Below are 26,288 nucleotides of genomic sequence, written 5' to 3'. Positions count from 1 at the left end.
CCCTGACCCTGACCCTGACGGCGTACACCGTCCTCGTCCTGCTGGTCGTCGCCGAGCGCTTCGCCGAACTCGCCGTGGCGCGCCGCAACGGTGCCTGGAGCCGGGCCCGGGGCGCCCGCGAGTACGGTGCGGGGCACTACCCGGTCATGGTCGTGCTGCACGCCGCGCTCCTCCTGGGCTGCCTCGTCGAGCCCTGGGCGGCCGACCGGCCCTTCCTGCCGCTGCTCGGCTGGCCCGCGCTCGCCCTCACGCTGGCCGCGCAGGCCCTGCGCTGGTGGTGCGTCGGCACGCTCGGGCCCCGTTGGCACACGCGGGTGCTGATCGTGCCCGACCTTCCGCTCGTCGCCTCCGGCCCGTACCGCTACCTCCGGCACCCCAACTACGTCGCGGTGGTCGTCGAGGGCGCCGCGCTGCCCTTGGTTCACAGCGCCTGGCTGACCGCCCTGGCCTTCTCGCTCCTGAACGCGGCCCTCATCACCGTCCGCATCCGCTGCGAGAACACCGCCCTCGCGCCCTCACGCGCGCTGTCCACCACCGGTGCCGCCCCGTGATCGACCTCCTCGTCGTCGGCGGCGGCCCGGCGGGCCTGGCCACCGCGATCCACGGAGCGCGGCGCGGCTTCGACGTCCTGGTCGCCGAGCCCCGGCCCGCGCCCATCGACAAGGCGTGCGGCGAGGGCCTGATGCCCGCGGCGGTACGCGCCCTGGGCGCCCTCGACGTGCGGGTGCCGGGCCCCCAGCTCCGGGGCATCCGCTATGTCGACGCCGCCGGCGACCGGCGCGCCGAAGCCCGCTTCCGCGCCGGGCCCGGTCTCGGGGTGCGCCGGACCGTGCTGCACCAGGCGCTCGCCGCCCGGGCCGCCCAGCTCGGGATCCCGGTCGTCCCGCACCGCGTCCGCCGGGTGACCCAGTCCGACACGTACGTGACCGCCGACGGGATCACCGCCCGCTATCTCGTGGCGGCCGACGGACTGCACTCGCCCATCCGGCGCGCGCTCGGCCTGACCGTACGCCCGGCCGCCGGCCGGCGCCCCGCGCTCCGCTACGGTCTGCGGCGCCACTACACCGTCGAGCCGTGGACCGACCTGGTCGAGGTGCACTGGTCCGCCGACTGCGAGGCGTACGTCACCCCGCTCGGACCCCGGCAGCTCGGTGTCGCCATCCTCACCTCGCACCACCTGCCCTTCGACGAGCAGCTGACCCGCTTCCCCGTCCTGGCCGCCCGTCTGCGCGACTCCGACAGGACACCGGTCAGGGGCGCCGGGCCGCTGCGCCAGCAGGCCCGCACCCGGGTGGCCGGCCGGGTCCTGTTCGTCGGCGACGCCGCCGGGTACGTCGACGCGCTGACCGGTGAGGGCCTCACCCTCGCCCTGACGGCGGCGGACACCCTCGTCCGCTGCCTCGGCGAGGGCCGCCCGCAGGCATACGAACCGGCCTGGTGCCGCATGTCCCGCAGCTACCGCCTCCTGACGAGGTCCCTCCTGTGGGTCCGCAACCAGCCCCCACTGGCCCCGCTGATCACACCGGCCGCGGCCCGCTTCCCCGGCCTGTTCCGGAGCGCCGTGAACCTGCTCGCCTGAGCGTCGCGTCCTGCCCCGGCCCGTCTCCTTCCGGGTGGGGGAGGGCTGATCACCAGGTCGGTCATCGTCGTGGCCGCGGCGAGGAGCGCACCGGACTCCGGCCGGCGACGGCGATCAGGGGTCACCGTCCTCCGCACCGGCGGGGCACCCGCGCGGAGGGGGCACCGCGGCCGCGGCCACGATGCCCCCTGAGCGGAGTCCCGCCGGTCAGCGCGGTGCGCTCACCGGCCCTGCCGGATCCGGATCCGGGTCACGGTCCTGAAGAGGATCACGGTCCCGAACCGGGTCACGGTCCCGAACCGGGTCACGGTCCTGAACGGAGTCGTCGTCAGGGCCGCCGTCCCGAAGTCCCGGCCCGTTCCCGCCGTGCCGTTCCGCCCAGGCCTCCAGGGCCGAACGGCAGGCGTGGTCCAGGTGGTGCGCCCCGGAGAGGTCGAGCACGATCCGGCGGTCCTGGGGCAGGGCCTCCAGGGTGTCGAGTATCTGCGGCAGCTTCAGGAAGGTGACGGTCCCGAGGATCCTCACCCGCACCGTCCCCGCACCGTCGTCGCTGTGCTCCACCCGGAGGTGGGAGGCCTCCCAGGCGGCCTTCGCCACCGAAAGGACGAGACCGACCAGCACTCCTTCGAACATGCCGATCGCGACGATCGCGACCGCCGTCGAGACGAGGACCAGTGCCTCGCCGCGGTGGGCGCGCCACAGGGTCGCCACCCTCTTGAACGGGATCAGCTTCCAGCCGGCGTGGACGAGGATCCCGGCGAGGGCCGCGAGCGGGATGTACGCGAGGACGGCGGGCAGCAGGGCGGCGAAGAGCAGCAGCCACAGCCCGTGGAGCACGCGGGACGCCTTGGTGCGGGCGCCCGCCTCGACGTTCGCGGAGCTGCGCACGATCACCGCGGTCAGCGGCAGGGCGCCGAGCAGTCCGCTCAGGGCGTTGCCCGCCCCCTGGGAGACGAGCTCCTTGTCGTAGTCGGTACGCGGCCCGGGGTGCATCTGGTCGACGGCCGCCGCGCAGAACAGCGACTCGGCGGAGGCGATCAGCGCGAACGCGAGGACCGTGCCGAGCACGGCCGGGTTCGCGAGCGAGGAGAAGGCGTCCGCGCCCGGCAGCTGCACGGCGTCGAAGACCCCGCTCACCCGGATGGTCGCCACCGGCAGGTCCGCCAGCGCGGTGACCAGGGCGGCCAGGACGACCGCCGCCAGCGCCCCGGGAACCGCCCGCGCCCGGCGGGGCAGCCGGCGCCAGAGCACCACGACGAGGATGGTGCCGGCGGCGACGGCGAGGGAGGCGAGGGCCGTCGTGTTGCCGACGGCCTCCACCAGAGCGGCCGGCAGGCCGACCAGCTTGTCGACTCCGGAGGCGGGAGCCGGGACGCCGGCCGCCGCGTAGAGCTGTCCGGCGATGATGACGAGACCGATGCCGGCGAGCATTCCCTCGACGACGGAGAGGGAGATGGCCCGGAACCAGCGTCCCCAGCGCAGGAGGCCCACGGCGATCTGGAGGAGACCGGAGAGCAGCACGATCACGCCCAGGGCGGGCAGCCCGAAGGCGCGGACCGCTTCCAGGACGAGGACCGTGAGGCCGGCGGCGGGACCCGAGACCTGCAGGCTGCTGCCGCGCATCATGCCGGTGACCACACCGCCGACGATGCCGGTGATCAGGCCGAGCTCGGCGGGCACGCCGGAGGCGACGGCCACGCCGATGCACAGCGGAAGGGCGACGAGGAAGACGACGAGCGAGGCGGCGAAGTCCTGCCGCAGGTGCGGGAAGCGGCGGACGGAGGCGGGAAGCGACATACGGATCCGCCCCCTCACAGGGTCTCGAAGGAGTCGGTCTCGGGGCGGTACTCGTGCACGGCCCCGGTGTGCACCTCGTAGTACCAGCCGCGCAGCCGCAGCCGGTCGTCCGCCAGGCGCCGCTCGACGCAGGGGTAGGAGCGCAGGCGGAGCAGCTGGGTGAGGACGTGGCCGCGTACGGCGTCGGCGACGGCCGGGTCGTCGGGGCGCCCGTCGGCGCCCTCCGGCGCGGCGTGGGCGAGCCAGTCCCGTACGGCGGGTACGGCGTCGAGGTCGTCGCCCCGGACGAGGGCGCCGACGGCGCCGCAGTGGGAGTGGCCGCAGACGACGACGTCCTGGACGCCGAGGACCTCGACCGCGTACTCGATGGTGGCGGCTTCCCCGGTGGGGCTGCCGTTGTCGTACGGGGGCACGATGTTGCCCGCCGTGCGCAGCTCGAAGAGCTGCCCGGGCCGGGCTCCGGTGATGAGGGCGGGGACGACCCGGGAGTCGGAGCAGGTGATGAACAGGACGGCCGGGGACTGACCCGCGGCCAGCGGGGCGAACTCCTCAGGGCGCTGTCCGAATCGGCGGGCGTTGTCGATGAGGGGCTGCATGGATGTTTCCTCCTGGCGCGCCGTGGGGGCGCGTCGGGCTGACAGGTCGGCGCATGGACGTTTCTCCTGTCAGCACAGGAACACCTGGAGCACGGCGGGCCCGGCCGCGGTGGTGGGTCTCGGCCGGCTGTCCGGGACGCCCCGGCGCCCGGCCGGGGGATCGGTGCGGACCGCCACGTGGGCGGCGTCCGCGGGCGGCCCCGGCGGACCGGCCGGTGCGAGCGCGGTACGGCGTCGGTCACGGTGGGCGGTGCCGCTCGGGACGTCGAGCTCGCCGTCCGCGTGGAGTCGGATCTCGTACGCGGTGCCCGGCCCGCCCCCGAGCTGCTGGACGCGCGGCGGCGGGGGCGAGCCACCCCTGCCGGTGTCGGCCGGCGCCGAGACGGCGCAGGCGCCGCAGAGCAGGGCGAGAGTGAGCGCGAGGAGGAGGGCCGCGGTCGCGCGCAGGGCCGAGGACACGCGGACGAGGGCTGTCGCCGGCATGGGCCCTCCCTCCGTCACCGTCACCGATGCCCCAAGACACGTTCAAGGGCAGGTCAATGGAGAGTAATGGGGTCATGTGAACGACAGCCCACAACACCCGTCAGTGCGAGGGCTTTTCGAATGGAATCAGCCGCAAATTGACGCGAACGGGTGCCCGGACCGGAGCCCGCGCACCCGTTCGCGTGGAGCGTCCCCCCGGGAACCGCTCCGCCTCACTTCCGCCAGAAGAGGTGGTGCGTCACCCCGCTCGGGCTCGGCACGACCTCCAGACGGAACCGGTCGAGCAGTTCCTCGGGGGACTCCCACAACCGCAGCCCCGACCCGAGCTTCACCGGCGAGACCGCCACGTGCAGGGTGTCGACGAGGTCGGCGTCGAGGAACTGCCGGATGGTCGTCACCCCGCCGCCGAGCCGGACGTCCTTGCCCCCGGCCGCCTCCCGCGCCCGCTCCAGGACCGTGGCCGGGGCGCCGTCCACGAAGTGGAAGGTCGTGTCGGAGAGCGTGAACGAAGGGCGCGGGTGATGGGTCATGACGAACACCGGCGTACGGAACGGGGGCTCGTCACCCCACCAGCCGCGCCACGCGTGGTCCTGCCAGGGGCCGCGCTGCGGCCCGAACTTGTTGCGGCCCATGATCTCGGCACCGATGTTCCGCGCGAAGTCCCGGGTGAAGTAGTCGTCCAGCCCCCTGCTTCCCCCGCCGTCCGCGCGCATGGGCCAGCTCGCCGTGGCCCCCGCCCACGAGAACAGCCGCTCGGGAGCGACGTGACCGAACGGCCGCTCCAGGCTCTGGTCCTCTCCGGCGGCGATCCCGTCACTCGAGACGCAGAAGTTCTGGACCCTCAGCAGCTGACCCATGTGTTCCTCCAGGGTGTCGACGACGAGGGGTGGACCGTCCGGCAGGGCAGAACTCATCGCTCCTCGGCCGCCGCCTCCCGGCCGGCGGTACGGCCCGGGATCTCGGTACGGCCGAGGCCCGCGCGCCGCGGCAGGGCCGGCTGTGGCTCGCCCCGGCGGCCGCCGTGCTGATCATGGGCGGTGCCGCCCTGGCGGCCGCCGTGCTGATCGCGGGCGGTGCCCTGGCCCCGTACACATGCGTCACCCCGCTCCTGAGCGGCCGCCGAGGAGGGTTCTCGGCCGCGTCGTAGGGTGAGAGAACGCGGCCGATCTTTACCGGCTCGACGCGATGGCATAGCCTTCCACGACGCGGATCAACTCACGGCAGGTCACGCGATCATGGCTCACGCGATCACGGCCGGCCGGAGCGCAGCGCCATGTTCGGATCACCACGTTCACAGCAGCACGGCTCAGAGCACAACAGAAGGCGGTCGTCGATGTCCGGCACGGAATCCTCCGACTACACCCAGCGGCTGGCGCGGCTGGAGAGCTCGGGGATCAAGAGGCTGCTGCCGACCCAGGCGCCGTACCGCTGGAACCTGAAGCGGCTCGCCCTCGGCCGGGTGCTGGACGTGGGCTGCGGCATCGGCCGCAATCTGCTGAACTGCGGCCCCAACAGCGTCGGCGTCGACCACAACGCCACCTCCGTCGCCACCTGCCGTGAGCGCGGCCTCACCGCCTACACGCCCGACGAGCTCGCCCAGGCCGCCGACTGCGGCCCCGGGTCCTTCGACAGCCTGCTGTGCGCGCACGTCCTGGAGCACATGGACGAGGAGCTCGGGAACTCGATCCTGGAGCAGTACCTGCCGCTGGTGAAACCGGGCGGTTCGGTCGTCCTGATCTGTCCGCAGGAGGCCGGATACAAGACGGATGCCACGCATGTGCGGTTCGTCGACTTCGACGGCCTTCGCGCCCACGCCGAGAAGGCCGGCCTGACGGTGGAGCGCACCTACTCGTTCCCGTTCGCCCGGTCGGTCGGCAAGGCCTTCCCGTACAACGAGTTCATCCTCGTCGCCCGGACCCCCGCCGCCTGAGCCTCAGGGGAGGGGCAGCGGGCCCCAGCCGGGCACATGGGCCGCCACGGAACGCTCCCAGGCGCCCACGCCCCCGGCGACCGGCCACGCCCGCGTGATCTCCGGGGCCCGCTCGATCGTCCGCAGGGCGTCCGCGAGCCGACGGCTCGCCGCGGCGGCCTTCACACCGGCCAGCGGATCGCCGGCGTCGAGCGCCGCCGTCCGGGACTCGTACTCCTCGACCGGCCGGGCCGAGCACATCGCCACACAGGCGGCGTCGACCCGTCGCGACAGCATGAGGATCTCCGGCCGGCCGTCCTCCGCGAGGGCCGCGACCAGCCGGTCGTGTCCGTCGAGGACGACCGGTGAATTCAGCCCGCTGACCCACCACAGCAGGACCGGCGGCAGCACGCCCTCCCGGTACTGGCGGCGGTACGCCTTCACCCGGGCGCTGTCCGGGGCGGACAGCGCCCGCAGCGGCAGCAGATCGCGGGCGTCCTCGTCCGGGTCGCCGTACCCGAACCAGGTGAGGTGCCCCCGGTCGGGATCGTGCGCGAGCAGCTTGGCCCAGTTGCGGTCCACGAACCAGCCCGGCGTCATCGGGCCCAGATTCCACTCGCCCTCGTGCAGCGGCCCCTCGTCCGCCCGGCGCAGCCGCGCCGCCGCGTGGGCCGCCCAGCGCTCGGTCCAGGCGTCCGAACCGGCCGGGGCGGACGCTGCGACCGCTCGGGCCGTGTCCGCGCGCCCCGGCGCCAGCGGCGAGCGGTACGCGCCGGTGCGCGCGTAGTGCACCCCGCGATGGCCGGCGCGCTGGCGCGCGAACAGCACGGGCCGGCCACCCTGCACCAGCACCAGCCGCCCGCCGTCGGCACACTCCACCCGCAGCCCCGGCCGCACCGGGTGATCGATCCGCATACGCGGAGCGTAGGGGGTGCCCGTCGCAGGCGGCCAGGGGGCATCCGCCCGCGAGCGCTACGGCACCCGCGCCGTCCACTCCCTGGTCGCGAACTTGCTCTCCGCCAGCCCCTTCGCCAGTGCCAGCTCCTCCTCCGTGACCCGGCCCTCCGTCAGGCCGTACCGGCCCCGGAAGGAGGCGATCATGCGGTCGATGACGGCCTCGCGCGGCAGACCGGTCTGGCGGCGCAGCGGGTCCACGCGCTTCTTGGCGCTCCTGGTGCCCTTGTCGGACAGCTTCTCGCGGCCGATCCGCAGCACGTCCGTCATCTTGTCGGCGTCGATGTCGTACGCCATGGTCACGTGGTGCAGCACCGCGCCCTCGCCCGCGACCATGCGCTTCTGTGCGGCGCCCGCGATCTTGCCTGCCTCGGTGGCGATGTCGTTCAGCGGCTGGTACCAGGCTCTGATCCCCAGGTCGCCGAGCGCGCCGAGCACCCAGTCGTCGAGGTACGCGTAGCTGTCGGTGAAGGAGAGACCCTGCACCAGGGCGTCGGGGACCGACAGGGAGTACGTGATGGTGTTGCCCGGCTCGATGAACATGGCGCCGCCCCCGCTGATCCGGCGGACCACCTCGATGCCGTGCCGCCCGGCCGCCTCCGCGTCCACCTCGTTGCGCAGCGACTGGAAGCTGCCGATCACCACGGCGGGGGAGGCCCACTCCCAGATGCGCAGCGTCGGCGGCCGGCGACCGGCCGCCACCTCCGCCGTGAGGACCTCGTCGAGCGCCATGTGCAGGGCCGGCGGCTGCGGCGGCTCGTGGATCAGCTGCCAGTCGTAGTCGGTCCAGTCCGTGGCGTGGGCGAGGGCCCGGCGGACCGCGACGCCGATGCCCTCCGTCGTCAGACCGAACATCTCCGTGCCCGGCGGCAGCGCCTGGTCGATGCGGGCCGCCAGGCCCGCGGCGTCGGTGTCGGCGGGAGCGCCCTCCAGCGCCCGGTCGATCGCCTCGATCGCCTCGTCCGGCTCCAGGAAGAAGTCGCCCGCGACCCGGACCCGGCGCAGCACGCCGTCCTCCACGTCGAGGTCGACGACGACCAGCTTGCCGCCCGGGACCTTGTACTCGCCGTGCACGGACCCTCCCTGGGATACAACCCCCTCGGGCACCCGGGACACCCCGGACACCCCCGGCGCCCCGGATACAAGGGGCGAACTCGATCAAAGAGTACTCGCGGGCCCGGGGTCGTCCGCCGGTTGTCCACAGGTCGCCGCACGGCCGCCGGAATGTCAGCCGGGTGTGCTTGGCTGGTCACATGAGCGGACACACCGACGTCACCGACTTCCTTGACCACGTCCTCGCCGGCGGCACGACCGAGGTGGAGGAGGCGGTCCGCAAGGCCGCCGCCACCGAGATCATGCCGCGCTTCCGCCAGCTCGGCGCGGACGACATCGTCGAGAAGAACGGGCCCCACGACCTCGTCACCGTCGCCGACCGGGCCGCCGAGGCACACCTGACGACCTCCCTGACCGCCCTGCTGCCCGGCTCCGTGGTCGTCGGCGAGGAGGCCGTGCACGCCGACCCGGCGGTCTACGAGGCGATCAAGGGCGACGCGCCGGTGTGGATCGTCGACCCCGTCGACGGCACCCGCCAGTTCGTCCGCGGCGAGCCCGGCTTCTGCACGCTCGTCGCCCTCGCCCGCCGCGGCGAGGTCCTCGCCTCCTGGACCTACGCCCCCGCCCTGGAGGAGCTCGCCGTCGCCGTGCGCGGCCACGGCGCCACGCTGAACGGGGCGGCGATACGGTCCGGGGCGCCCGCTCCCGGGGCGGTCCTGGAGGTCGCCACCTCCCACCCCGACTACACCACCCCGGACCAGAAGCGCGCCCTGCTCGGACTGCGCGCCGAAGGCGTCCGCCCCCGCCCCTGCGGCTCGGCCGGCCTGGAGTACCTGGCGGTCGCCCGGGGCCTGCTCGACGGAGTCGCCTTCAGCTGGGAGTACGCGTGGGATCACGCCGCCGGACTGCTCCTGGTCGCGGAGGCGGGCGGTGCCGACCTGACCCTCACCGGTGAGCCGTTCCGCATCACCGGAGGCAACACCCTGCCGTTCGTCGCGGCCCGCGACGCCGCGACCGCCGCCAGGATCCGGTCACTGCTCGGGGGCCGGTAAGTCCCGTACGGGGCCGGGAATATGCTGGGATCCTTGGCCTGTGGCCGATGGATGACGAAGGAGTCCGAAGGTGCCGTCGATGCTCGATGCCGTCGTCGTGGGGGCGGGACCCAACGGACTGACCGCAGCCGTGGAGCTCGCCCGCCGCGGCTTCTCCGTCGCCGTGTTCGAGGCGAAGCCGACCGTCGGCGGCGGTGCCCGCACCGAGGAACTCACGCTGCCCGGCTTCCGGCACGACCCCTGCTCCGCCGTGCACCCGCTGGGCGTCACCTCGCCCGTCTTCCGGACCATGCCGCTGGACCGCCACGGCCTGGAGTGGCTGCACCCGGACCTGCCCATGGCGCACCCGTGGGACGACGGCACGGCCGCCGTCCTCTCCCGCTCCGTCGCCGAGACCGCCGCCTCCTTCGGGCCGCGAGACGCCGGCACCTACCGGCGTCTCGTCGAGCCGTTCCTGCCCCGGTGGGAGTCCCTCTTCCGGGACTTCATGCAGCTGCCGCTCACCGCGCTGCCGCGCGACCCGGTCACCCTCGCCCGCTTCGGCCTGACCGGACTGCCGCCGTCCACCTGGCTGATGCGCCGCTTCCGCGACGAGAAGGCGCAGGCCCTGTTCGCCGGGCTCGTCGGCCATGTCATCGCCCCGCTCGGCGGCCTCGCCACCGGCGCCGTCGGCCTGGTCTTCGCGCTCGCCGCCCACGCGGCCGGCTGGCCGCTGCCCCGGGGCGGCTCCCAGGCGATCTCCGACGCCCTCACCGCGTATCTGAAGGAGCTCGGCGGCACCGTCCACACCGACTTCGAGGTCAAGCGCCTCGACGACCTGCCGCCGGCCCGCGCCTACGTCTTCGACACCTCGCCCACCGCCCTCGCCCGGATCGCGGGCCTCGGGTCCTTCTACGACGGCTACCGCTACGGCGCCAGCGCCTTCAAGATCGACTACGCCCTGTCGGGCCCCGTGCCCTGGACCGCCGAGGCCGCCCGCCGGGCCGGCACCGTCCAGGTCGGCCCCACCCGGGGCGAGATCGGCACCGCCCTGCGCCAGGCCTCCTCCGGCACCGCCCCCGACACCCCGTTCCTCATCACCGCCCAGCCCAGCCTCGTCGACCCCGGCCGCGCCCCCGAGGGCAAGCACGTCTTCTGGGCCTACGGCCACGTCCCCAACGGCTGGCGCGGCGACCTCACCGAGGCGATCGAGCGTCAGATCGAGCGCTTCGCCCCCGGCTTCCGCGACCTGATCCTCGCCCGCGCCACCGCCGGCCCGCCCGAACTCGCCGCCCGCAACGCCAACTACATCGGCGGCGACATCGCCTGCGGCGCCGCCCGCGGCCTCCAGCTGCTCCTGCGCCCCAAGCTGTCCCTCTTCCCCTACGGCACCCCGCACCCGGCGGTCTTCCTCTGCTCCTCCGCCACCCCGCCCGGCCCCGGCGTCCACGGCATGTCCGGCCACAACGCGGCCAAGGCCGTCTGGCGGCGACTGCGCGCCCCGGGCGGCGGTGCGAGACTGGGCGCATGACCATCCGACCCGAGATCATCCTGGTCCGCGGCGACATCACCGAGCAGGACACCGACGTCATCGTCAACGCCGCCAACTCCTCGCTCCTCGGCGGCGGTGGGGTCGACGGGGCCATCCACCGCCGGGGCGGCCCCGCCATCCTCGACGCCTGCCGCACACTCCGCGCCGGCCACTACGGCCGCGGCCTCTCCACCGGCCAGGCCGTCGCCACCACCGCCGGCGACCTCGCCGCCCGCTGGGTCGTCCACACCGTCGGCCCGGTCCACAGCCCCGACGAGGACCGCTCCGACCTGCTCGCCTCCTGTTACCGGGAGTCCCTGCGCCTGGCCGCCGAACTGGGCGCCGAGACCGTCGCCTTCCCCGCGATCTCCACCGGCGTCTACGGCTGGCCGATGGACGACGGGGCCCGCATCGCGATCCGTACGGTACGAGAGGCGACCGCCGCCCCGGTGCGGGAGGTGCGGTTCGTGCTCTTCGACCGGGCCGCGTACGAGACGTTCGAGGCGGCGCTGGGCTGAGCGGAGGGCGGCGGGTGCCCGGAGCATCCGCAGCGGGGCCGCGCAGGCCGGCCGGGACGGTGGCGCTGTGGCACGCGGGCCCCCGGGGGCCGCGGTGGCGGAGCGGGAGGGGAGCGTGGGGACCGCGACCTGCGGGTGCGGCGTGGGCTATCTGGCGCAGTCGGGGGGATTCGCCCGTACCTCGGTGAGGTGACCTCGGGAGCGTCGGCCGCCGCCAGGGCCGGGGATGGTGAAAGGTCGTTGCCCGACCGGCCGTATGCCCTGACGGACCGCGGTACGGCCGAGGTCGCAGCGACGTGCAGGAGGAGATGGATGGCTGAGGCCGCCGCGGAGGCGGCGCGTGTGCTGCGGGAGCTGGAGCCGTCGGTGGAGCGCCTGTTGGAACGGCATCTGGACGCCGCGCGGGACTGGTTCCCGCACCAGTACGTGCCGTGGGGCGCCGGCCGCGATTACGACGGGCCGCTGGGCGGTACGGCCTGGGAGCCGGAGCAGTCGGAACTGCCCCGTGCCGTTCAGGACGCGCTGGTCGTCAACCTGCTGACCGAGGACAACCTGCCCAGCTACCACTTCGAGATCGCCACCCGGTTCGGACGGGACGGCGCGTGGGGTGCCTGGGTGCACCGGTGGACGGCGGAGGAGGACCGGCACGCGGCGGTGCTGCGCGCCTACGTCCACGCCCGCCGAGCCGTGGATCCCGTGGCCCTCGAAGAGCTGCGGATGCGGCAGGTGGGGACCGGTTTCCGGTCCGGCCTGCCGACCTGTCTGCACTCGTTGGCGTACGTCACGGTCCAGGAGCTGGCCACCCGCCAGGCGCACCGCAACACCGGTGCGGTGTGCGGGGACGCCGCCGGGCAGAAGCTGATGGCGCGGATCGCCGCCGACGAGAACCTGCACATGATCTTCTACCGGGATCTCTTCGCCGACGCGCTCGCCCTGTTCCCCGACGCGGCCGTCACCGCCCTGACGGACGTGCTGGTCGACTTCGAGATGCCCGGCGCGACGATTCCCGGCTTCCGGGCAAGGGCCGCGCGCATCGCGGCCTTCGGCATCTACCACCTGGATGTCCACCTCGAGTACGTCGTGGCCCCCCTGCTGCGGGCGCTGAAGGTGGCGTCCCTGACCGGGCTTGGGCCTGCCGGCGAGCGGGCGAGGGAGCGGCTGGAGCTCCACGTCGGACGGCTGAGCGCTCAGGCCGCCCGTGCCCGGGAGCTCTTCGAGCGCATGAACAGCGACAGGAACACCGGCGGACATGTCGCAGTCTCTGCGGCATGCGAACAGGAGGCACAGGGATGAGCCAGGCGGTCGAAAGCACCCTTCCCGAAGAGCTTGTCACGCTGTTGACCGACCACTTGGGCGTGAAGGCCGCCCCCGAAAGTCTCACGCCGTCGGCCAGCTTCGAGAGTCTCGACGTGGACTCCTTGGCCCTGATGGAGCTGGTCGTGTCGGCCGAGGAGGAGTTCGGGATCGTCCTGCCCGAGGAGACCCTGGACCTCTCTCCCGCGTCGACGCTCGCCGAGGCGGCCCGCGCCTTCGACGAGGCGCGCCGTGCCCGCTGAGATCGCGGTCACCGGCCTGGGGCTGGTGACTCCGGCGGGCCACACACCCGAGGAGAACTGGACGGCGTTGTGCCAGGGCCGCTCCTTGGCCGCCCGCGACGCCGAACTGGCCGGACTGCCCGTCGACTTCTCCTGTCAGGTGACCGGGTTCGACGCCACCGGTGAACTGGGGCGGCCCCTGGCCCGGCGTACGGACCGGTTCATCCAGTTCGCCCTCGTCGCCGCCCGCCGGGCCGTCGCCGACGCAGGCCTCGGCGGCGACCTCGGGCCGGGCGGTGGCGGGGGCGTGGGCGCCGGCGGTCGCGAGGAGCTGGGCGAGCGGGTCGGTGTCGTCCTCGGGGTCGGGTCCAACTCCCTGAGCACGTACGTGCCCGAGTTCGGGCACCTCGGCGCCGGCCGCCCGGACCGGGTCTCGCCCCTGGCGCTGCCGCGCAGCGTTCCCAGCATGGCGGCGGGCGAGGTCGCCATCGACGTGGGGGCGCGCGGGCCGAACTTCACGACCGCGAGCGCTTGCGCCTCCGGTACCACCGCCCTGGGCGTGGCGCGTGATCTGCTGCGGTCGGGCACGTGCGACATCGTCCTTGCGGGCGGCAGCGAGTCGGCCCGTTCGAGGATGACGGCCACCTGTTTCACCCGGATGCGCGCGCTGTCCCGCCGTCGTGACGAGCCCTCGCTGGCCTGCCGTCCGTTCGACGCGCGGCGGGACGGTTTCGTCCTCGGTGAGGGCGCCGCCGTTCTCGTCCTGGAACGGGCCGCAGACGCGCGCGCCCGCCGTGCCCGGGTGCTCGCCGTGCTCCGTGGATTCGGGGCCGGTGCCGACGCCCATCACCCCGTCGCCCCGCATCCTCAGGGTGACGGTGCCGTGCGCGCCATCACGGCAGCCCTGCGGGACGCGGACTGCGGCCCGGGGGACGTCGGTCACGTCCAGGCGCACGGGACCGGTACTCCCCTCAACGACGCGGCGGAGGCGGCCGCCCTCACCCGCGTGTTCGGGGACGCCGTGCCTCCGGTGACCGCGGCCAAGGGGGTCGTCGGCCACGCGCTCGGCGCGGCCGGGGCGATTCAGGCGGCCTGCACCGTGCTCGCCCTGCGCAACGGCACGGTGCCGCCCGTCGCCAACTTCGAAGGGCAGGACGGCGAGCACAAGCTCGACATCGTGGCGGGTGTGCCCCGGCCGGCCGTCGGCGCGGGCATCAGCTGCTCCTTCGGCTTCGGCGGTCAGAACGCCGTGGTGCTGCTCACCGCGGACTAGCCGTCTCTTCCCGATCTCGCCGGCCGCGGCACTCCGCCGCCGACGCCGCCCGGACGACGCAGAACCCCGAGGAAAGGCCACATCCCCATGCCGACGAGCCGGACGACGACCATGCCGACGCCCACGCGCCGCGAGGGCTGGGGCCCGAGCACTCCGGGGCCTCGCGTGACGGCGATCCGCACCGCCGTGCCGCCGCACCGCTTCCCCCAGGAAGAGGTCATGGAGGCGCTGGCCAGTACGACGCTGGGGCGGTCGGCGACCGGCCGGCTGATGCTCCGTAAGATCCAGTCCAACGCCGGCGTGAACACCCGCCACTTCGCCCGACCACTGGCGGAGCTGCGCGACCTGACCGACTTCACGGACGCCAATCGCGTGTGGCTCGACACCGCTCTGGAACTCGGCGAGCGGGTCGTCACCGAAGCGCTGGAGACGGCGGGCGTACGGCCCGGGGACGTGGACGCCGTGATCAGTACGACCGTCACCGGACTGACCGTGCCGTCCCTCGAGGCGCGGCTCGCGCACCGGATCGGTCTGCGCCCCGACGTACGGCGCATTCCGCTGTTCGGCAACGGATGCGCGGGCGGCGCCGCCGGACTCGGCCGGCTGCGCGACTACCTCCTGGCGCACCCCGGCCACATCGCCGTCCTGCTGTCCGTCGAACTGTGCTCCCTCGCGTACCAGACGCAGGACACCTCGATGGCGAACATCGTCGCCGGCAGTCTCTTCGGGGACGGCGCGGCGGCCGTCGTGGCCACCGGTGCGCGGCGGCACCGCGAGAGCGGAGGCGACAGCGGCAGCGGTGGCGGTGGTCAGGGTACCCCCGAGCTCGTGGACAGCCACAGTCATCTGGTGCCCGATTCGGAGGACGTGCTGGGTTGGGAGATCGGTTCGCACGGTCTGCGGATCCTGCTGTCCCCCGAGGTACCGGCCCTCACCGCGGAGCACCTGCCCGCAGCCGTCCGCCGGCTTCTGGGTACGCACGCCCTCGCCCCCGAGCAGGTCGCGGCCTGGATCGTCCACGGCGGCGGGCCGAAGGTGCTCACCGCCGTCGAGCGGGTTCTCGACCTTCCGCCGCACGCGCTCGCACCGACGCGGCGGTCGCTGGCCGACAAGGGCAACCTCTCCTCCGCCTCCGTCCTGCACGTCCTGGAGACGTACATGCGGACGCCTCCGCCCGCGGGCGCCCCCGGTGTCATCGCCGCCATGGGCCCCGGGTTCTCCATCGAACTGGTCCTCACCCGGTGGTGAACACGACAGACGAGGAGGCTGCCCGCCCATGACGTCCCCACCCCACGTTCGGGCCGCCGCCACCGTCGTGCTCGACCCGGCCGCACGCCGACGCGTGCTGACCTGCATGTGCCTGGCCCTGATGCTCGTCGTGGCCTTCATGCCGGCCCTGAACCTGGCGCTGCCCGACATCGCCCTCGACCTGTCGGCCTCCTTCACCGCGCTCACCTGGATCGTCGACAGCTACACGGTGGCCCTGGCCGGTCTGGTGCTTCCCCTGGGCGCCCTGGGCGACCGTGTGGGGCGCCGCGCCGTGCTGGTCGCCGGGACGGTCGTCTTCGGCGGCGCCGCGTTCGCCGCAGTGGCGTCGTCCGGCACGACCGCCCTGATCGTGTGGCGCTCGGTGATGGGACTGGGCGCGGCGATGATCATGCCGGGGACCCTCTCGACCGTCACGGCGGTCTTCCCGCAGGACCGGCGCGGCAGAGCGGTGGCGATCTGGTCCGCCTGCGCGGGTGTCGGCTCCATCCTCGGCATGCTCGCCTCCGGAGCCCTGCTGGAGTGGTTCTCCTGGAGGTCCATTTTCCTTGCCGGCGGCTGCGCGGCTGCCGTCATGGCTCTGGCGAGCGTCCTGTGGGCCCCCGAGACGAAGGACCCCTCACCCGGCCGCTTCGACACCGCGGGCGCCGTCTGCACCGCTGTTGCCCCCGGAGCCCTGGCGTACGCCCTCATCGCGGGCAACGAAGAGGGCTGGAGCACCCCTGACGTCGTGGCCGCCCTGACCGTCGCGGTGGTCACCGGCGTCGCCTACGCCGTCCTCGGCAGGCGTGCCGAGAACCCTCTGCTGGATCCGCGTCTGTTCCGCGTGCCGGACTTCTCCGCCGGCAGCATCGCGCTCACCGTGCAGTTCATGGTGCTGTTCGGTTTCTACTTCGTCGGGCTGCAGTACCTGCGGCTGATCCTGGAGTACGGGCCGCTGACGTCGGCCGTCGCCCTGGTTCCCGTAGCGCTCGTCGTCGTGCCCGTCTCGCTCGTCGCGCCCGCCCTGGCGCAGCGGTACGGCACGCGTGCGGTGCTGGCCTGCGGTCTGGTGCTGCTGGGTGCCAGCCTGGTCGCGCTGTCCCTTCTCACGGCCGCCTCCGGTTACTTCCCCTTCCTCGCCGCCCTCCTGCTCGCCGGTCTCGGCCTCGGTCTCACCGGGCCCGTCGGCACCACCGCCATCACCGCTTCGCTGCCCGCCGACCAGCAGGGGGTGGCGTCCGCCGCCAACGACGCCACCCGCGAGATCGGGGCGGCCCTCGGCGTCGCCCTCATGGGCTCCGTCTTCGGCAACCGCTACCGCTCCTCGCTCACCCTGGACCCCGGGGGGCTCCCGGAAGCCGCGACCGACGCCGTGCGCCGTTCCCCGGTCGGCGGGCTGTACGTCGCCGACCGCCTCGGCCCCCGGGGTGCGGCGCTCGCCGAAGACGTACGGAACGCGTTCATGAGCGGTATGTCCGCGTCGGTCCTCGCGGTCGCCGTCGTCACCGCCGCCGCGGTCTGCGCGCTGGCGGGGAGCGGGAGGCGGCGGAAACCCGGTGGGGATCGTACGGGCCAGGGCGCCCGGTCGGCAGGGCGGAAGGGTGTCGGCGCGATGATGCGGGACTGAGGATGCGGGACTGCGGTGCCCGACTTCCGATGCGGGACTTCCGAGCATGCGAGTCGGAGGCAGACAGACATGCATCCCCGGGCCGGTGACGGTTCCGCTCGAGCTTCTGGTGCTCGTCGCCGTCGTCTGCTGCGTGCGTCTGGGCGAACTGTCGCTGTCGCGGCGCCACACCCGATGGGCCGCCGCGCGTGGCGCGACGCCCACGCGTTTGGTTCCGATGGGTCGCCTCGCCAGAGCTTCGGCCGACGCCCCGCGGATCACCCCGCCGCCACGACCGTCGTCCCCCGCGCGGGGCCGGCCGCCGCGAGCCCCGCTGCGACCGCCGAGGCGGCCGAGGCCGTCGCGGTCACGACCGGGGCGAGGTTTCCGCCCGCCGGAGTCAGTGCGGCGAGCGAGGCGATCACGCGACCCCCGGGCCCCCGTACCGGCAGGGCGACGCAGTCGACCCCGACCACCACCGCCGCTCCCACGAGGTCGGGGATCCGGGTGTCCCGGTCCACGAACGGACCGCGTTCACGGCCCTCCAGGGCTCGGCCCACCGCCGTGCCGACGGGGAAGGCCGTCCCCTCGCGGACCGTCACGGCTCCCTCCGGCCGCCCGGGGACGCACGCGACGGCGAGCGCGCGGCCGCCGTGCGGCACCGCGAGGACCACAGCGGCCCCCGTCGCGGCCCGCAGCCGGTGCAGCGGAAGCCGGGCCGCGTCCCTCAGCCCCGGATACGGCTGCCAGGACTCGCCGAGCCGGAACAGCTGAGGCCCCAGCACATACCTGCGCCCGCGCCGCTCGACCGCGCCCACCGGCCCCAGCTGGTCGAGCAGGCGGTGTGCCGTCCCCTTGGGAACCCCGCACGCCGCCGCGAGCTCCGTCAGACCCGCCTCCCCGCCTCGCCGCCGCAGCGCGTCGAGCAGCGCGAACGCCCCTTCGAGGACGCCTCTGCCCGGCGCCGCAGTCTCCGTTCCCGCCCGTCTCGTCTTCGTTCTCGTCGTCGCCATGCGGCGCAGTCTGCGGACGGCGCCGCCCGTCGCGGTATCCCAGGAATCTGGGGAAGGGCCAGTCGTTTATCAGACGTTCAGCGGACCGGAGGACGCTGGGACGACCACCTCGGACGGGACGGGGCGGGGGACACCGGGAGGCTCCATGGACCGACTTGTCGCGGACCGGCGAAGAGACCACGCCCGTGGCCGGGGGCACGGCCACGGGCGTGTCGGGACACGCGCCCTCGGACGCGCCCTCGCGGGAGCGCGGGCGACCGGGGGCGGTCCCGTCGCCGTCCTGGAGGCCGCCGCCGCGGCCCTGGCCGACGTCGTCCCGTACGAGCTCTGGGCCGGCGTGCTGCTCGACCCGGTGACCCTCCTCAACGTCGGCGGCTGCTACCGCCACGGCCTCGGTGCCGAGTGGATGCCGCGGCTCCTCGACATCGAGTACCGCGAGGGAGACGCCCTGCTGATGCCGGCCCTGGCCCGGCAGCCCTGCCCCGTCGGCACGCTGACCACGGCCCTCGACGGCCGCCTCGACCGCAGCGCCCGCTACCGGGACATCTACCGCCCCCTCGGCCTCGCCGACGAGATGCGGGTGCTGCTGCGCGACGCCGGCCGGGTGTGGGGCGCCCTGGTGCTCGTACGGTCCGAGGACCGGCCGCCGTTCTCCGCCGCCGAGACGGCCGCCGCCGCCCGGCTCTCCGGCCCGCTGGGGCGCGCCCTGCGGGATTCGCTGACCGAGCGGCCCGCCGCCCCCGGCCTCGACGCCCGCGCCCTGGTGGTGCTCACCTCGGAGTACGAGATCGTCACGGCGTCCACGACCGCCGCCGCCTGGTACGCCGAACTGGCCGAGACCCCCGCGCGCGGCACGGGCCTGCCGGCCGCCGCGTACGGTGCCGCCGCCGCGGCCCTGAGCAGCCCGACGGGCGGCAGCCGCGTGTGCGTCCCGACCCGCTCCGGCGGCTGGGCCGCCATCGAGGGCTGGCGCCTCGAGACGGGCGACGGCGCCCGGATCGCCCTGTCCCTGGGGCCGGCGTCCCCACCCGACCGGGTCGCCGCGCTCATGGAGGCGTACGCGCTCAGCCCCCGCGAGTGCCAGGTCCTCGCCCAGGTCGTGAGCGGCGCGCCCACGACCGAGATCGCGGCGCGGCTCGCGCTCTCGCCGTTCACCGTGCAGGACCACCTCAAGTCGGTGTTCGCGAAGACCGGGGTCCGGTCACGCCGTGAGCTGGTGGCCCGGATCTTCTTCTCGCACTACCTGCCGGACATGCCGCTCGCGGGAACGGCGGCCGGGACGGGCGGGGCGACAGGACAAGGTGGCGGGGGATGAACGCGAGGTAGGCGGAGGGGTCGGGCGGGGGTGGCGCCGGTGGGCGGTCGCGCCACCCCGGCGGGTCGGGGTGGCGGCGCCGAGAAGCCGGCGCCGCGTCCGGCATGAAGGGGCGATGGACCGTGGGGAGGCGTGCCGCCCCCGCCAGGGCAGGGCGGGGGGCCCTGTGGAAGCGTGCTGCCCCGCCTGGACAGGGTCGCGGCGCCGAGAAGCCGGGGCCGCGCCCGCGCCCGGCAGCACCGGCCACGGGGCAAGGTCCATGTCGTTTTCTCGCCAGCCCGCCCCCCTCCCACCCCCCATCCTTGAGACATGCACACCGACACCGAGCGCTGCGTGCGGGCCGTCCGTTCGAAGGACGCCCGGTTCGACGGCGTCTTCTTCACCGCCGTCCGCACCACCCGGATCTACTGCCGGCCGAGCTGCCCGGTCGTACCGCCCAAGCCCGAGAACATGGAGTTCCACCCCACCGCCGCCTCCTGCCAGCGGGCCGGCTTCCGCGCCTGCAAGCGCTGCCGGCCCGACACCAGCCCCGGATCGCCGCACTGGAACGTGCGGGCCGACACCGTCGCCCGCGCCATGCGGCTGATCCAGGACGGCGTCGTCGACCGGGAGGGCGTCCCCGGTCTCGCCGCCCGGCTCGGCTACTCCGCCCGCCAGATCGAGCGCCAGCTCCTCGCCGAACTCGGCGCCGGGCCGCTCGCCCTGGCCCGCGCCCAGCGGGCCCAGACCGCCCGGCTGCTCATCGAGACCACTCCCATGCCGATGGCCGAGATCGCCTTCGCGGCCGGCTTCGCCTCCATCCGCACCTTCAACGACACCGTCCGCGAGGTCTTCGCCCTCACCCCCGGCGAACTCCGCACCCGCGCTGCCGGGCGTCGCGCCACCGGAATCGGCGATGCCACCCGGGTGTCACCCGCACCGCCCGGCGTGATCACCCTCCGGCTGCCGGTCCGCGCCCCCCTCAACCCCTCCAACCTCTTCGGCCACCTCGCCGCCACCGCCGTCCCCGGCGTGGAGGAGTGGCGCGACGGCGCCTACCGGCGGACCCTGAGCCTCCCCTACGGGCACGGCATCGTCGCCCTCGCGCCCCGCCCCGACCACGTCCTGTGCCGCCTCTCCCTCACCGACCCGCGCGACCTCACCCACGCCATCAGCCGCTGCCGCCGGCTCCTCGACCTGGACGCCGACCCCGTCGCCGTGGACGAACAGCTGCGCACCGACCCACTGCTCGCGCCGCTGGTCGACGCGGCGCCCGGGCGGCGGGTGCCGCGCACCGTCGACGCCGCCGAGTTCGCCGTACGGGCCGTGCTCGGCCAGCAGGTGTCCACGGCCGCCGCCCGCACCCACGCGGCCCGCCTGGTCAGCGCGCACGGCGTCCCGGTCGAGGACCCCGAGGGCGGCCTCACCCACCTCTTCCCGAGCCCCGCCGCGCTCGCCGGCCTGGACCCGGACGCCCTGGCCCTGCCGCGCAGCCGCCGTACGACCCTGCTCACCCTGGTCGGCGCGCTCGCCGACGGCAGCCTGGCCCTCGGCCCGGAGAGCGACTGGACCGAGGCCCGCGAACGGCTCCTCGCCCTGCCCGGGTTCGGACCGTGGACCACCGAGGTCATCGCCATGCGGGCGCTCGGCGACCCCGACGCCTTCCTCCCCGGCGACCTCGGCGTCCGCCGCGCCGCCCAGGGCCTCGGCCTGCCCGCCACCCCCGGCGCGCTCACCGCCCGCGCCGCGCACTGGCGGCCCTGGCGGGCGTACGCGGTCCAGTACCTCTGGGCCACCGACGCCCACCCGATCAACCACCTCCCCGCGTAAGGAAGTCGAACCCCGTGCCCACCGTCCAGCACACGATCGTGGACAGCCCCTACGACGCGCTGACCCTCGTCGCCGTCGACGGCGTCCTCAGTCGCATCCACATGACCGACCAGCGCCACCGCCCGCCCGAGGAGACCTTCGGCGAGCGGGACCCGCGCCCCTTCACGGAGGCCGTGCGCCAGCTCGACGCCTACTTCGCGGGCGAACTCACCGTCTTCGACCTGCCGTTGAAGCTCATCGGCACGCCCTTCCAGCTGCGCGTGTGGGAGCTGCTGCGGCTCATCCCGTACGGGGAGACCCGGACCTACGGCGAACTCGCCGAGGCCCTCGGCAGCCCCGGCGCCTCGCGCGCGGTCGGCCTCGCCAACGGCAGGAACCCGGTCAGCATCGTCGTCCCCTGCCACCGGGTGATCGGGACGAGCGGAAGCCTCACGGGCTACGGCGGCGGCCTCGACCGCAAGAAGCGCCTGCTCGCCTTCGAGTCGGGGGCGGCCCCCGACGCCCTGTTCTAGGAGGCGAGTGCTAGCGCAGCTTCTCCAGGAGCGCGGGCAGCGCCGTCCCGATCGGCTCGCGTACGACCTCGTCCGCGAGCGGGTCGTACGGGGTGGGCTCGGCGTTCACGATGACGAGACGGGCGCCGTGTTCGGCGGCGATGCCCGTGAGCGAGGCGGCCGGCTGCACCTGGAGGCTGGAGCCGACGGCGACGAAGACCTCCGCTGCCTTCGCGATCGACATGGCCTGGCCGAGTACCACCGGGTCGAGCCGCTGCCCGAACATGACGGTCGCCGGCTTCAGGATCCCGCCACAGGCCCGGCAGGCCGGATCGTCCTCGCCGGCCCGTACCCGCTCCAGGGCCTCGGCCATCGCCGACCGGGCGTGGCAGGCCGTGCACACCACCGACCGCGCCGAGCCGTGCAGTTCGAGCACCTTGCGCTCCGGCACGCCGGCGGCCTGGTGCAGTCCGTCCACGTTCTGGGTGATCACCCGCAGCGCGTTGCCGGTCTTCTCGTACGCGGCGACGGCGTGGTGCGCCGCGTTCGGCCCGGCGTTCAGGGCGTCGCCGTCGAGCCGCATCCGCCACGAGCGGCGGCGGACCTCGGGGTCGGCCATGTACGGCCCGTAGGTGACGAGTCGCTCGGCCTCGGGGTCACGACGCCACAGCCCGTTCGGGCCCCGGTAGTCGGGGATGCCCGAGTCCGTGGAGATGCCGGCACCGGTGAAGATCGCGACCATGGTCATACGGCGAGCGTAGGTGGCCCCCGAGCCCTCCCGCGAGCCGATTACCGGCTGCTAGGTTGCCCGCATGGCCAAGGTCAACGTCTCCCTCGACGCCGAACTCGTCGTCGAGGTCATGGTGCTCGCCGGCATCGGCAACCCCCAGGACGCCGTCGAGGCGGTCGTCCGCGACTACATCGCCCGCGGCCACCGCACCGAGGCCCGCACCGCCTCCCGCGACGAGCCGGTACGCGGAGGTCTCGTCCCGCAGGAGCCGCAGCAGGGCTGAACGCCCGGCGCACCCCGCAGCAGCCGCCCCCGGCGCGCCCACGGCGCGGTGACGAGCCCGCACCGCCGCCGGTTCACCGTGCGGCGCGGCCGTTCTCCAGCTCCACCGGGCCGCGGCCGTGCTCCAGGACGTCGAGGGCGGCCAGCACACGGGGGCCGAGGGAGCCGGGCAGGTGGGCGAGGACCTCGTCGGGGTGCACCAGCTTCCAGGAGATCAGCTCCTCCTCCTGGAGCCGGATCGACGCCAGCTGCTCGTCCGACAGGACCCCGCCGTCGTACAGGTACGCCACCAGCGGCGGGCGGTCCGGGCCGTGCGACCAGTCCACCGCGAGCAGCGGGCCCAGCTCGACGTCCAGGCCGATCTCCTCGGCCGTCTCGCGGCGGGCGCCCTGGCGGGGCGTCTCGCCCTCGTCGGACTCGATCGTGCCGCCCGGCAGCGCCCAGCCCTCCCGGTAGTTCGGCTCGACGATGAGCACCCGGCCGGCCGCGTCCCGGAAGAGGGCGGCCGCACCGGCCAGGACCCGGGGCAGGCCCGCCAGGTAGGTCGCGAAGTCAGAGGTCGTCATCCCGTCAGCGTAGCCAGCCGGACCGTCCGCTCGGCCAGGTCGCTGATCCGCGCGTGGTCGAAGCCCGCGACCGTGCTGCGCACCCGGTCCCGCAGCGGCTTGGACCACTGCGGCGGGATCGCCCCGGCCCCGCACAGCACCCCGGCGACCGAACCGGCCGTCGCCCCGTTGGAGTCGGTGTCCAGGCCGCCGCGCACGGTCAGCGTCACCGTGCGGGTGAAGTCGCCGTCCCCGTACAGGAGTCCGGCGGTCAGTACCGCCGCGTTCGGCACCGTGTGGATCCAGCCGAGGGAGCCGTTCTCCTTCGCCAGTTCGGCGAGCGCGTCCGACCACTCGACGCCCGCCTCGTGCAGCGCCATCGTGTGCCGTACGGTCCGGGCCAGCCGGCTGCTCGCCGGGATCCGCTCCAGGGCGGCCCGCAGCGCGGAGCGCACGTCGGGGGCGGTGAACGCGGCGGCGATCAGCGCCGCCGCCCACATCGCCCCGTACACCCCGTTGCCCGTGTGCGACAGCGCCGCGTCCCGGCGGGCGAGCGAGGCCGCCCGGCGCGGGTCGCCCGGCGAGGTCCAGCCGTAGACGTCCGCCCTGATCAGCGCGCCGATCCACTCCTGGTACGGATTGTCGTACGTGGCGGTCAGCGGCGGCTTGAGGCCGTTGGCCAGATTGCGGTAGGCCACCCGCTCCGCCGTGAAGGTCTGCAGGTAGGGCAGCCGCAGCAGCCAGTGCTCGCCCACCTGCTCGGTGGTGAAGGCGAAGCCGCGGGTCTCCAGCAGGTGCAGCCCCAGGATCGTGTAGTCGATGTCGTCGTCCCGGCAGCTGCCGTTGATCCGGCCGCGCACGCACTGCGGCCACTCCGGCCGCAGCTCGAAGCCGTCGGCTCCGGCGGCCGGCGGCGGAGGAAGGTAGTCGGTGAGCGGCAGGGCGTCGGTCAGCCGCAGATAGGCGTCGATCCGCTCGGACGTCCAGTGGTCGCCGCTCTCGACCGGCTTGCCGAGCATGTTCCCGGCGATCCGCCCCGTCCAGCCGCCGAGGATCCGGTCGGCGAGTTCGCTGTGCTTGAGCAGGCCCATGCCTCCGGTGTACCGAATGCGGGGCGCGGGCGCGCGGCGACGCACCCGCCCGGCAGCGCGTGACCGGCCCCGTCAGCGGTCCTCGCCGTCCCGGCTCCCGTCCCCGGCCTCCGCGCCGCCGCCCGCACCTCCGGTCTCCCCTCCGCTGTCTCCTCCGAGACGGGATCGCGCCGCCCGGCGCAGCCGGTGGTGGCGCGAGGCGCCCTGCTCGGTGATCGCGTCGCCCACCATCGCCCGCACCGCGTCCCGTACGCCGTGCAGCGCGTGGTGCCGGGCCGGGCCCGCGCCCGGGTCCTCGCGGAGCTCCTTCACCAGCGCCCAGCACAGCCCCAGCATCACGAGGACGAAGGGCAGTGCGACCAGGATCGTCGCCGTCTGGAGCGAGTTCAGGCCGCCCGCGAGCAGCAGCACGGCGGCGACGGCGGCCATCAGGACGCCCCAGGCGACCACCAGCCAGGTCGGCGGGTGCAGCGCGCCCCGGCTGGTCAGCGAGCCCATCACCAGCGAGGCCGAGTCGGCGCTGGTCACGAAGTACGTCATGACCAGGAGCATCGCCACGTACGAGGTGACCGTCCCGATCGGCAGCGCCTCCAGCATCGCGAAGAGCGAGGCCTCCGCCCCGTCCTTCACCGCGCCCGCCAGGTCGGCGGCGCCGGTCGAGTCCAGCCGGATGGCGGTCCCGCCCATCACGCAGAACCAGACGACCGTGGCGCCGGAGGGCACGAGCAGCACCCCGATGAGGAACTCGCGTACGGTCCGGCCGCGCGAGATCCGGGCGATGAACGTGCCGACGAACGGAGCCCAGGACAGCCACCACGCCCAGTAGAAGATCGTCCAGGTGCCGAGCCAGGCCCGGTCCGAGAACGCGCCCGTGCGGCTCGCCATCGGCAGCAGCTGGTGGAGATAGCCGCCGACCGAGGCCGGGATGGTGTCGAGGACGTACACGGTCGGACCGAGCAGGAACACGAAGAGCATGAGAGCGGCGGCGAGCACGATGTTCAGCGTCGACAGCCACTTCACGCCCTTGTGCAGCCCGGAGAAGGCGGAGAGGACGAAGGCCGCCGACAGCGACACGATGATGATCAGTTCGGTGGTGGTAGTCGGGTCCACGCCCATGGTGAGGTTCAGGCCCTCCGCCACCTGGAGCGCGCCCAGGCCCAGGCTGGTCGCGGTGCCGAAGACGGTCGCGAACACCGCCAGCAGGTCGATCGCCCTGCCCGGCCAGGACCGCGCCCTGCGCTCGCCCATCAGCGGCACGAAGGCGGCGCTCAGCGTGTTGCCGCGCCCCTTGCGGAAGCCCGCGTAGGCGAGGGCGAGACCGGCGATGCCGTAGATCGCCCACGGGGTGAGCGTCCAGTGGAAGAAGGAGTACTCCATGGCGGTACGGGCCGCGGCGCCGGACCGGGGCGGCACGCCGCTCGCCGGCGGCGGGTCGAGATAGTGCTGGAGCGGCTCCCCGACCCCGTAGAACATCAGACCGATGCCCATCCCGGCGCTGAACATCATCGCGATCCACGCCAGGTTGGTGAACTCCGGCTCCGAGTCGTCCGCGCCGAGCCGGATCCGCCCGAAGCGGCTGAGCGCGATCACCACGCACAGCACCAGGAAGACGTCGGCGGCCGTCACGAACAGCCAGGCGAAATCGGACAGGACCCAGTCCAGTGCGGTGGAGGAGGCGTCGTCGAAGGAGTCCCTGCCGAGCGCCGCCCATCCCACCACCGCGACGACGGCCACCATCCCGATGCCGATGACCTTCGTGTCGGGACGGCTTTCGGCCGGTCGGGCGCCCGGTCCGGGGAGGTGATCGATCGGTTCCGTGCTCATGCCGCCCCACTATGGTGCGGAATATCGCGTTATCCGGGGGTGGCACGCCGTCTTGCGGTACGGATAGGGTCGGCC

27 protein-coding genes are annotated in these 26,288 nt (G+C 74.2%); 16 read left to right on the top strand and 11 right to left on the bottom strand.

What is annotated here, in order from left to right; translation table 11 throughout:
* The first annotated feature begins 14 nt into the window (after positions 1-14).
* Both ABTZ91_RS10095 and ABTZ91_RS10090 read left to right on the top strand, forming a co-directional pair.
* Positions 15-551 (top strand): isoprenylcysteine carboxyl methyltransferase family protein, encoded by a 537-nt coding sequence (locus ABTZ91_RS10095; protein WP_352076708.1) that lies wholly within the window; start codon positions 15-17, stop codon positions 549-551.
* Positions 548-1,579 carry an NAD(P)/FAD-dependent oxidoreductase gene (locus ABTZ91_RS10090; RefSeq protein ID WP_352076661.1) on the top strand — a complete coding sequence of 344 codons (1,032 nt, stop codon included), beginning with the start codon at positions 548-550 and terminating at the stop codon, positions 1,577-1,579. The genes ABTZ91_RS10095 and ABTZ91_RS10090 overlap by 4 nt, the downstream gene beginning before the upstream one ends.
* Positions 1,580-1,786: 207 nt before the next feature.
* Here the strand turns inward: ABTZ91_RS10090 and ABTZ91_RS10085 are convergent, their stop codons facing one another.
* From ABTZ91_RS10085 to ABTZ91_RS10070, 4 genes are all read right to left on the bottom strand, one after another.
* Positions 1,787-3,376: a SulP family inorganic anion transporter gene (locus ABTZ91_RS10085; RefSeq protein ID WP_352076660.1), complete on the bottom strand. Its 1,590-nt coding sequence runs from the start codon at positions 3,374-3,376 to the stop codon at positions 1,787-1,789.
* Between the two features lie 14 nt (positions 3,377-3,390).
* Positions 3,391-3,972 (bottom strand): carbonic anhydrase, encoded by a 582-nt coding sequence (locus ABTZ91_RS10080; protein ID WP_352076659.1) that lies wholly within the window; start codon positions 3,970-3,972, stop codon positions 3,391-3,393.
* Positions 3,973-4,041: 69 nt separating this feature from the next.
* Entirely contained in the window at positions 4,042-4,455 is a 414-nt protein-coding gene (locus tag ABTZ91_RS10075; RefSeq protein WP_352076658.1) for a hypothetical protein, read from the bottom strand.
* Between the two features lie 212 nt (positions 4,456-4,667).
* A complete protein-coding gene (locus tag ABTZ91_RS10070) occupies positions 4,668-5,312 on the bottom strand; it encodes a dihydrofolate reductase family protein (protein ID WP_352076707.1) in 645 nt (214 codons plus the stop codon).
* Between the two features lie 29 nt (positions 5,313-5,341).
* On the opposite strand from ABTZ91_RS10070, the gene ABTZ91_RS10065 reads away from it, so the two are divergent.
* Positions 5,342-5,602 carry a hypothetical protein gene (locus ABTZ91_RS10065; RefSeq protein ID WP_352076657.1) on the top strand — a complete coding sequence of 87 codons (261 nt, stop codon included), beginning with the start codon at positions 5,342-5,344 and terminating at the stop codon, positions 5,600-5,602.
* Between the two features lie 186 nt (positions 5,603-5,788).
* Positions 5,789-6,385 (top strand): class I SAM-dependent methyltransferase, encoded by a 597-nt coding sequence (locus tag ABTZ91_RS10060; protein WP_352076656.1) that lies wholly within the window; start codon positions 5,789-5,791, stop codon positions 6,383-6,385.
* 3 nt (positions 6,386-6,388) lie between these two features.
* Here ABTZ91_RS10060 and ABTZ91_RS10055 read toward each other — a convergent pair whose 3' ends face one another.
* Positions 6,389-7,279 (bottom strand): hypothetical protein, encoded by an 891-nt coding sequence (locus ABTZ91_RS10055; RefSeq protein WP_352076655.1) that lies wholly within the window; start codon positions 7,277-7,279, stop codon positions 6,389-6,391.
* Between the two features lie 57 nt (positions 7,280-7,336).
* A complete protein-coding gene (locus tag ABTZ91_RS10050; RefSeq protein ID WP_352076654.1) occupies positions 7,337-8,392 on the bottom strand; it encodes a lipoyl protein ligase domain-containing protein in 1,056 nt (351 codons plus the stop codon).
* A gap of 179 nt (positions 8,393-8,571) precedes the next feature.
* On the opposite strand from ABTZ91_RS10050, the gene ABTZ91_RS10045 reads away from it, so the two are divergent.
* The 8 genes from ABTZ91_RS10045 to ABTZ91_RS10010 all read left to right on the top strand — a co-directional run bounded on the left by ABTZ91_RS10045 (position 8,572) and on the right by ABTZ91_RS10010 (position 17,134).
* On the top strand, positions 8,572-9,423 hold the full coding sequence (locus ABTZ91_RS10045; protein ID WP_352076653.1) for an inositol monophosphatase family protein: 852 nt from the start codon (positions 8,572-8,574) through the stop codon (positions 9,421-9,423).
* A 70-nt stretch (positions 9,424-9,493) separates the two neighbouring features.
* Positions 9,494-10,933 (top strand): NAD(P)/FAD-dependent oxidoreductase, encoded by a 1,440-nt coding sequence (locus ABTZ91_RS10040; RefSeq protein ID WP_352076652.1) that lies wholly within the window; start codon positions 9,494-9,496, stop codon positions 10,931-10,933.
* A complete protein-coding gene (locus ABTZ91_RS10035; protein WP_352076651.1) occupies positions 10,930-11,451 on the top strand; it encodes an O-acetyl-ADP-ribose deacetylase in 522 nt (173 codons plus the stop codon). The genes ABTZ91_RS10040 and ABTZ91_RS10035 overlap by 4 nt, the downstream gene beginning before the upstream one ends.
* 312 nt (positions 11,452-11,763) lie before the next feature.
* Complete coding sequence (locus tag ABTZ91_RS10030) at positions 11,764-12,744, top strand: acyl-ACP desaturase (RefSeq protein ID WP_352076650.1); 981 nt, start codon at positions 11,764-11,766, stop codon at positions 12,742-12,744.
* Positions 12,741-13,007 (top strand): phosphopantetheine-binding protein, encoded by a 267-nt coding sequence (locus tag ABTZ91_RS10025; RefSeq protein WP_352076649.1) that lies wholly within the window; start codon positions 12,741-12,743, stop codon positions 13,005-13,007. Before ABTZ91_RS10030 ends, ABTZ91_RS10025 begins: the two co-directional genes overlap by 4 nt.
* Entirely contained in the window at positions 12,997-14,259 is a 1,263-nt protein-coding gene (locus ABTZ91_RS10020) for a beta-ketoacyl-[acyl-carrier-protein] synthase family protein (protein ID WP_352076648.1), read from the top strand. Before ABTZ91_RS10025 ends, ABTZ91_RS10020 begins: the two co-directional genes overlap by 11 nt.
* Before the next feature lie 87 nt (positions 14,260-14,346).
* Entirely contained in the window at positions 14,347-15,507 is a 1,161-nt protein-coding gene (locus tag ABTZ91_RS10015) for a type III polyketide synthase (RefSeq protein ID WP_352076647.1), read from the top strand.
* Between the two features lie 28 nt (positions 15,508-15,535).
* Positions 15,536-17,134 carry an MFS transporter gene (locus tag ABTZ91_RS10010; RefSeq protein WP_352076646.1) on the top strand — a complete coding sequence of 533 codons (1,599 nt, stop codon included), beginning with the start codon at positions 15,536-15,538 and terminating at the stop codon, positions 17,132-17,134.
* 257 nt (positions 17,135-17,391) lie between these two features.
* On the opposite strand, the gene ABTZ91_RS10005 is transcribed toward ABTZ91_RS10010, so the two are convergent.
* Positions 17,392-18,126, bottom strand: a complete 735-nt coding sequence (locus tag ABTZ91_RS10005) for a helix-turn-helix domain-containing protein (protein ID WP_352076645.1) — start codon at positions 18,124-18,126, stop codon at positions 17,392-17,394.
* Positions 18,127-18,271: 145 nt separating this feature from the next.
* Between ABTZ91_RS10005 and ABTZ91_RS10000 the strand changes: the two genes are divergently transcribed.
* From ABTZ91_RS10000 to ABTZ91_RS09990, 3 genes are all read left to right on the top strand, one after another.
* Entirely contained in the window at positions 18,272-19,441 is a 1,170-nt protein-coding gene (locus ABTZ91_RS10000; RefSeq protein ID WP_352076644.1) for a helix-turn-helix transcriptional regulator, read from the top strand.
* Positions 19,442-19,750: 309 nt separating this feature from the next.
* Positions 19,751-21,250 carry an AlkA N-terminal domain-containing protein gene (locus ABTZ91_RS09995; RefSeq protein WP_352076643.1) on the top strand — a complete coding sequence of 500 codons (1,500 nt, stop codon included), beginning with the start codon at positions 19,751-19,753 and terminating at the stop codon, positions 21,248-21,250.
* 14 nt (positions 21,251-21,264) lie between these two features.
* On the top strand, positions 21,265-21,762 hold the full coding sequence (locus tag ABTZ91_RS09990) for a methylated-DNA--[protein]-cysteine S-methyltransferase (protein ID WP_352076642.1): 498 nt from the start codon (positions 21,265-21,267) through the stop codon (positions 21,760-21,762).
* 10 nt (positions 21,763-21,772) lie between these two features.
* Here ABTZ91_RS09990 and ABTZ91_RS09985 read toward each other — a convergent pair whose 3' ends face one another.
* Positions 21,773-22,489 (bottom strand): Sir2 family NAD-dependent protein deacetylase, encoded by a 717-nt coding sequence (locus ABTZ91_RS09985; protein ID WP_352076641.1) that lies wholly within the window; start codon positions 22,487-22,489, stop codon positions 21,773-21,775.
* 64 nt (positions 22,490-22,553) lie between these two features.
* Between ABTZ91_RS09985 and ABTZ91_RS09980 the strand changes: the two genes are divergently transcribed.
* Positions 22,554-22,754, top strand: a complete 201-nt coding sequence (locus tag ABTZ91_RS09980) for a DUF2191 domain-containing protein (protein WP_352076640.1) — start codon at positions 22,554-22,556, stop codon at positions 22,752-22,754.
* Between the two features lie 73 nt (positions 22,755-22,827).
* On the opposite strand, the gene ABTZ91_RS09975 is transcribed toward ABTZ91_RS09980, so the two are convergent.
* The 3 genes from ABTZ91_RS09975 to ABTZ91_RS09965 all read right to left on the bottom strand — a co-directional run bounded on the left by ABTZ91_RS09975 (position 22,828) and on the right by ABTZ91_RS09965 (position 26,213).
* Positions 22,828-23,319, bottom strand: a complete 492-nt coding sequence (locus ABTZ91_RS09975; protein WP_352076639.1) for an NUDIX hydrolase — start codon at positions 23,317-23,319, stop codon at positions 22,828-22,830.
* Positions 23,316-24,389 (bottom strand): ADP-ribosylglycohydrolase family protein, encoded by a 1,074-nt coding sequence (locus ABTZ91_RS09970; protein ID WP_352076638.1) that lies wholly within the window; start codon positions 24,387-24,389, stop codon positions 23,316-23,318. The genes ABTZ91_RS09975 and ABTZ91_RS09970 overlap by 4 nt, the downstream gene beginning before the upstream one ends.
* Before the next feature lie 72 nt (positions 24,390-24,461).
* Positions 24,462-26,213 (bottom strand): BCCT family transporter, encoded by a 1,752-nt coding sequence (locus ABTZ91_RS09965; RefSeq protein WP_352076637.1) that lies wholly within the window; start codon positions 26,211-26,213, stop codon positions 24,462-24,464.
* Positions 26,214-26,288 lie beyond the last annotated feature (75 nt).

It is taken from the genome of Streptomyces sp. NPDC126499, from assembly GCF_040302485.1.
Classification (GTDB): Bacteria; Actinomycetota; Actinomycetes; order Streptomycetales; family Streptomycetaceae; genus Streptomyces.
This window is presented reverse-complemented; position numbering and strand designations above follow the sequence as displayed.

Coding starts and splice junctions, on each gene's coding strand:
- ABTZ91_RS10085 (WP_352076660.1), bottom strand. CDS start 3,376: ATGTCGCTTCCCGCCTCCGTCCGCCGCTTCCCGCACCTGCGGCAGGAC.
- ABTZ91_RS10080 (WP_352076659.1), bottom strand. CDS start 3,972: ATGCAGCCCCTCATCGACAACGCCCGCCGATTCGGACAGCGCCCTGAG.
- ABTZ91_RS10075 (WP_352076658.1), bottom strand. CDS start 4,455: ATGCCGGCGACAGCCCTCGTCCGCGTGTCCTCGGCCCTGCGCGCGACC.
- ABTZ91_RS10070 (WP_352076707.1), bottom strand. CDS start 5,312: ATGGGTCAGCTGCTGAGGGTCCAGAACTTCTGCGTCTCGAGTGACGGG.
- ABTZ91_RS10060 (WP_352076656.1), top strand. CDS start 5,789: ATGTCCGGCACGGAATCCTCCGACTACACCCAGCGGCTGGCGCGGCTG.
- ABTZ91_RS10055 (WP_352076655.1), bottom strand. CDS start 7,279: ATGCGGATCGATCACCCGGTGCGGCCGGGGCTGCGGGTGGAGTGTGCC.
- ABTZ91_RS10045 (WP_352076653.1), top strand. CDS start 8,572: ATGAGCGGACACACCGACGTCACCGACTTCCTTGACCACGTCCTCGCC.
- ABTZ91_RS10035 (WP_352076651.1), top strand. CDS start 10,930: ATGACCATCCGACCCGAGATCATCCTGGTCCGCGGCGACATCACCGAG.
- ABTZ91_RS10030 (WP_352076650.1), top strand. CDS start 11,764: ATGGCTGAGGCCGCCGCGGAGGCGGCGCGTGTGCTGCGGGAGCTGGAG.
- ABTZ91_RS10025 (WP_352076649.1), top strand. CDS start 12,741: ATGAGCCAGGCGGTCGAAAGCACCCTTCCCGAAGAGCTTGTCACGCTG.
- ABTZ91_RS10015 (WP_352076647.1), top strand. CDS start 14,347: ATGCCGACGAGCCGGACGACGACCATGCCGACGCCCACGCGCCGCGAG.
- ABTZ91_RS10010 (WP_352076646.1), top strand. CDS start 15,536: ATGACGTCCCCACCCCACGTTCGGGCCGCCGCCACCGTCGTGCTCGAC.
- ABTZ91_RS10005 (WP_352076645.1), bottom strand. CDS start 18,126: ATGGCGACGACGAGAACGAAGACGAGACGGGCGGGAACGGAGACTGCG.
- ABTZ91_RS10000 (WP_352076644.1), top strand. CDS start 18,272: ATGGACCGACTTGTCGCGGACCGGCGAAGAGACCACGCCCGTGGCCGG.
- ABTZ91_RS09995 (WP_352076643.1), top strand. CDS start 19,751: ATGCACACCGACACCGAGCGCTGCGTGCGGGCCGTCCGTTCGAAGGAC.
- ABTZ91_RS09985 (WP_352076641.1), bottom strand. CDS start 22,489: ATGACCATGGTCGCGATCTTCACCGGTGCCGGCATCTCCACGGACTCG.
- ABTZ91_RS09980 (WP_352076640.1), top strand. CDS start 22,554: ATGGCCAAGGTCAACGTCTCCCTCGACGCCGAACTCGTCGTCGAGGTC.
- ABTZ91_RS09975 (WP_352076639.1), bottom strand. CDS start 23,319: ATGACGACCTCTGACTTCGCGACCTACCTGGCGGGCCTGCCCCGGGTC.
- ABTZ91_RS09970 (WP_352076638.1), bottom strand. CDS start 24,389: ATGGGCCTGCTCAAGCACAGCGAACTCGCCGACCGGATCCTCGGCGGC.
- ABTZ91_RS09965 (WP_352076637.1), bottom strand. CDS start 26,213: ATGAGCACGGAACCGATCGATCACCTCCCCGGACCGGGCGCCCGACCG.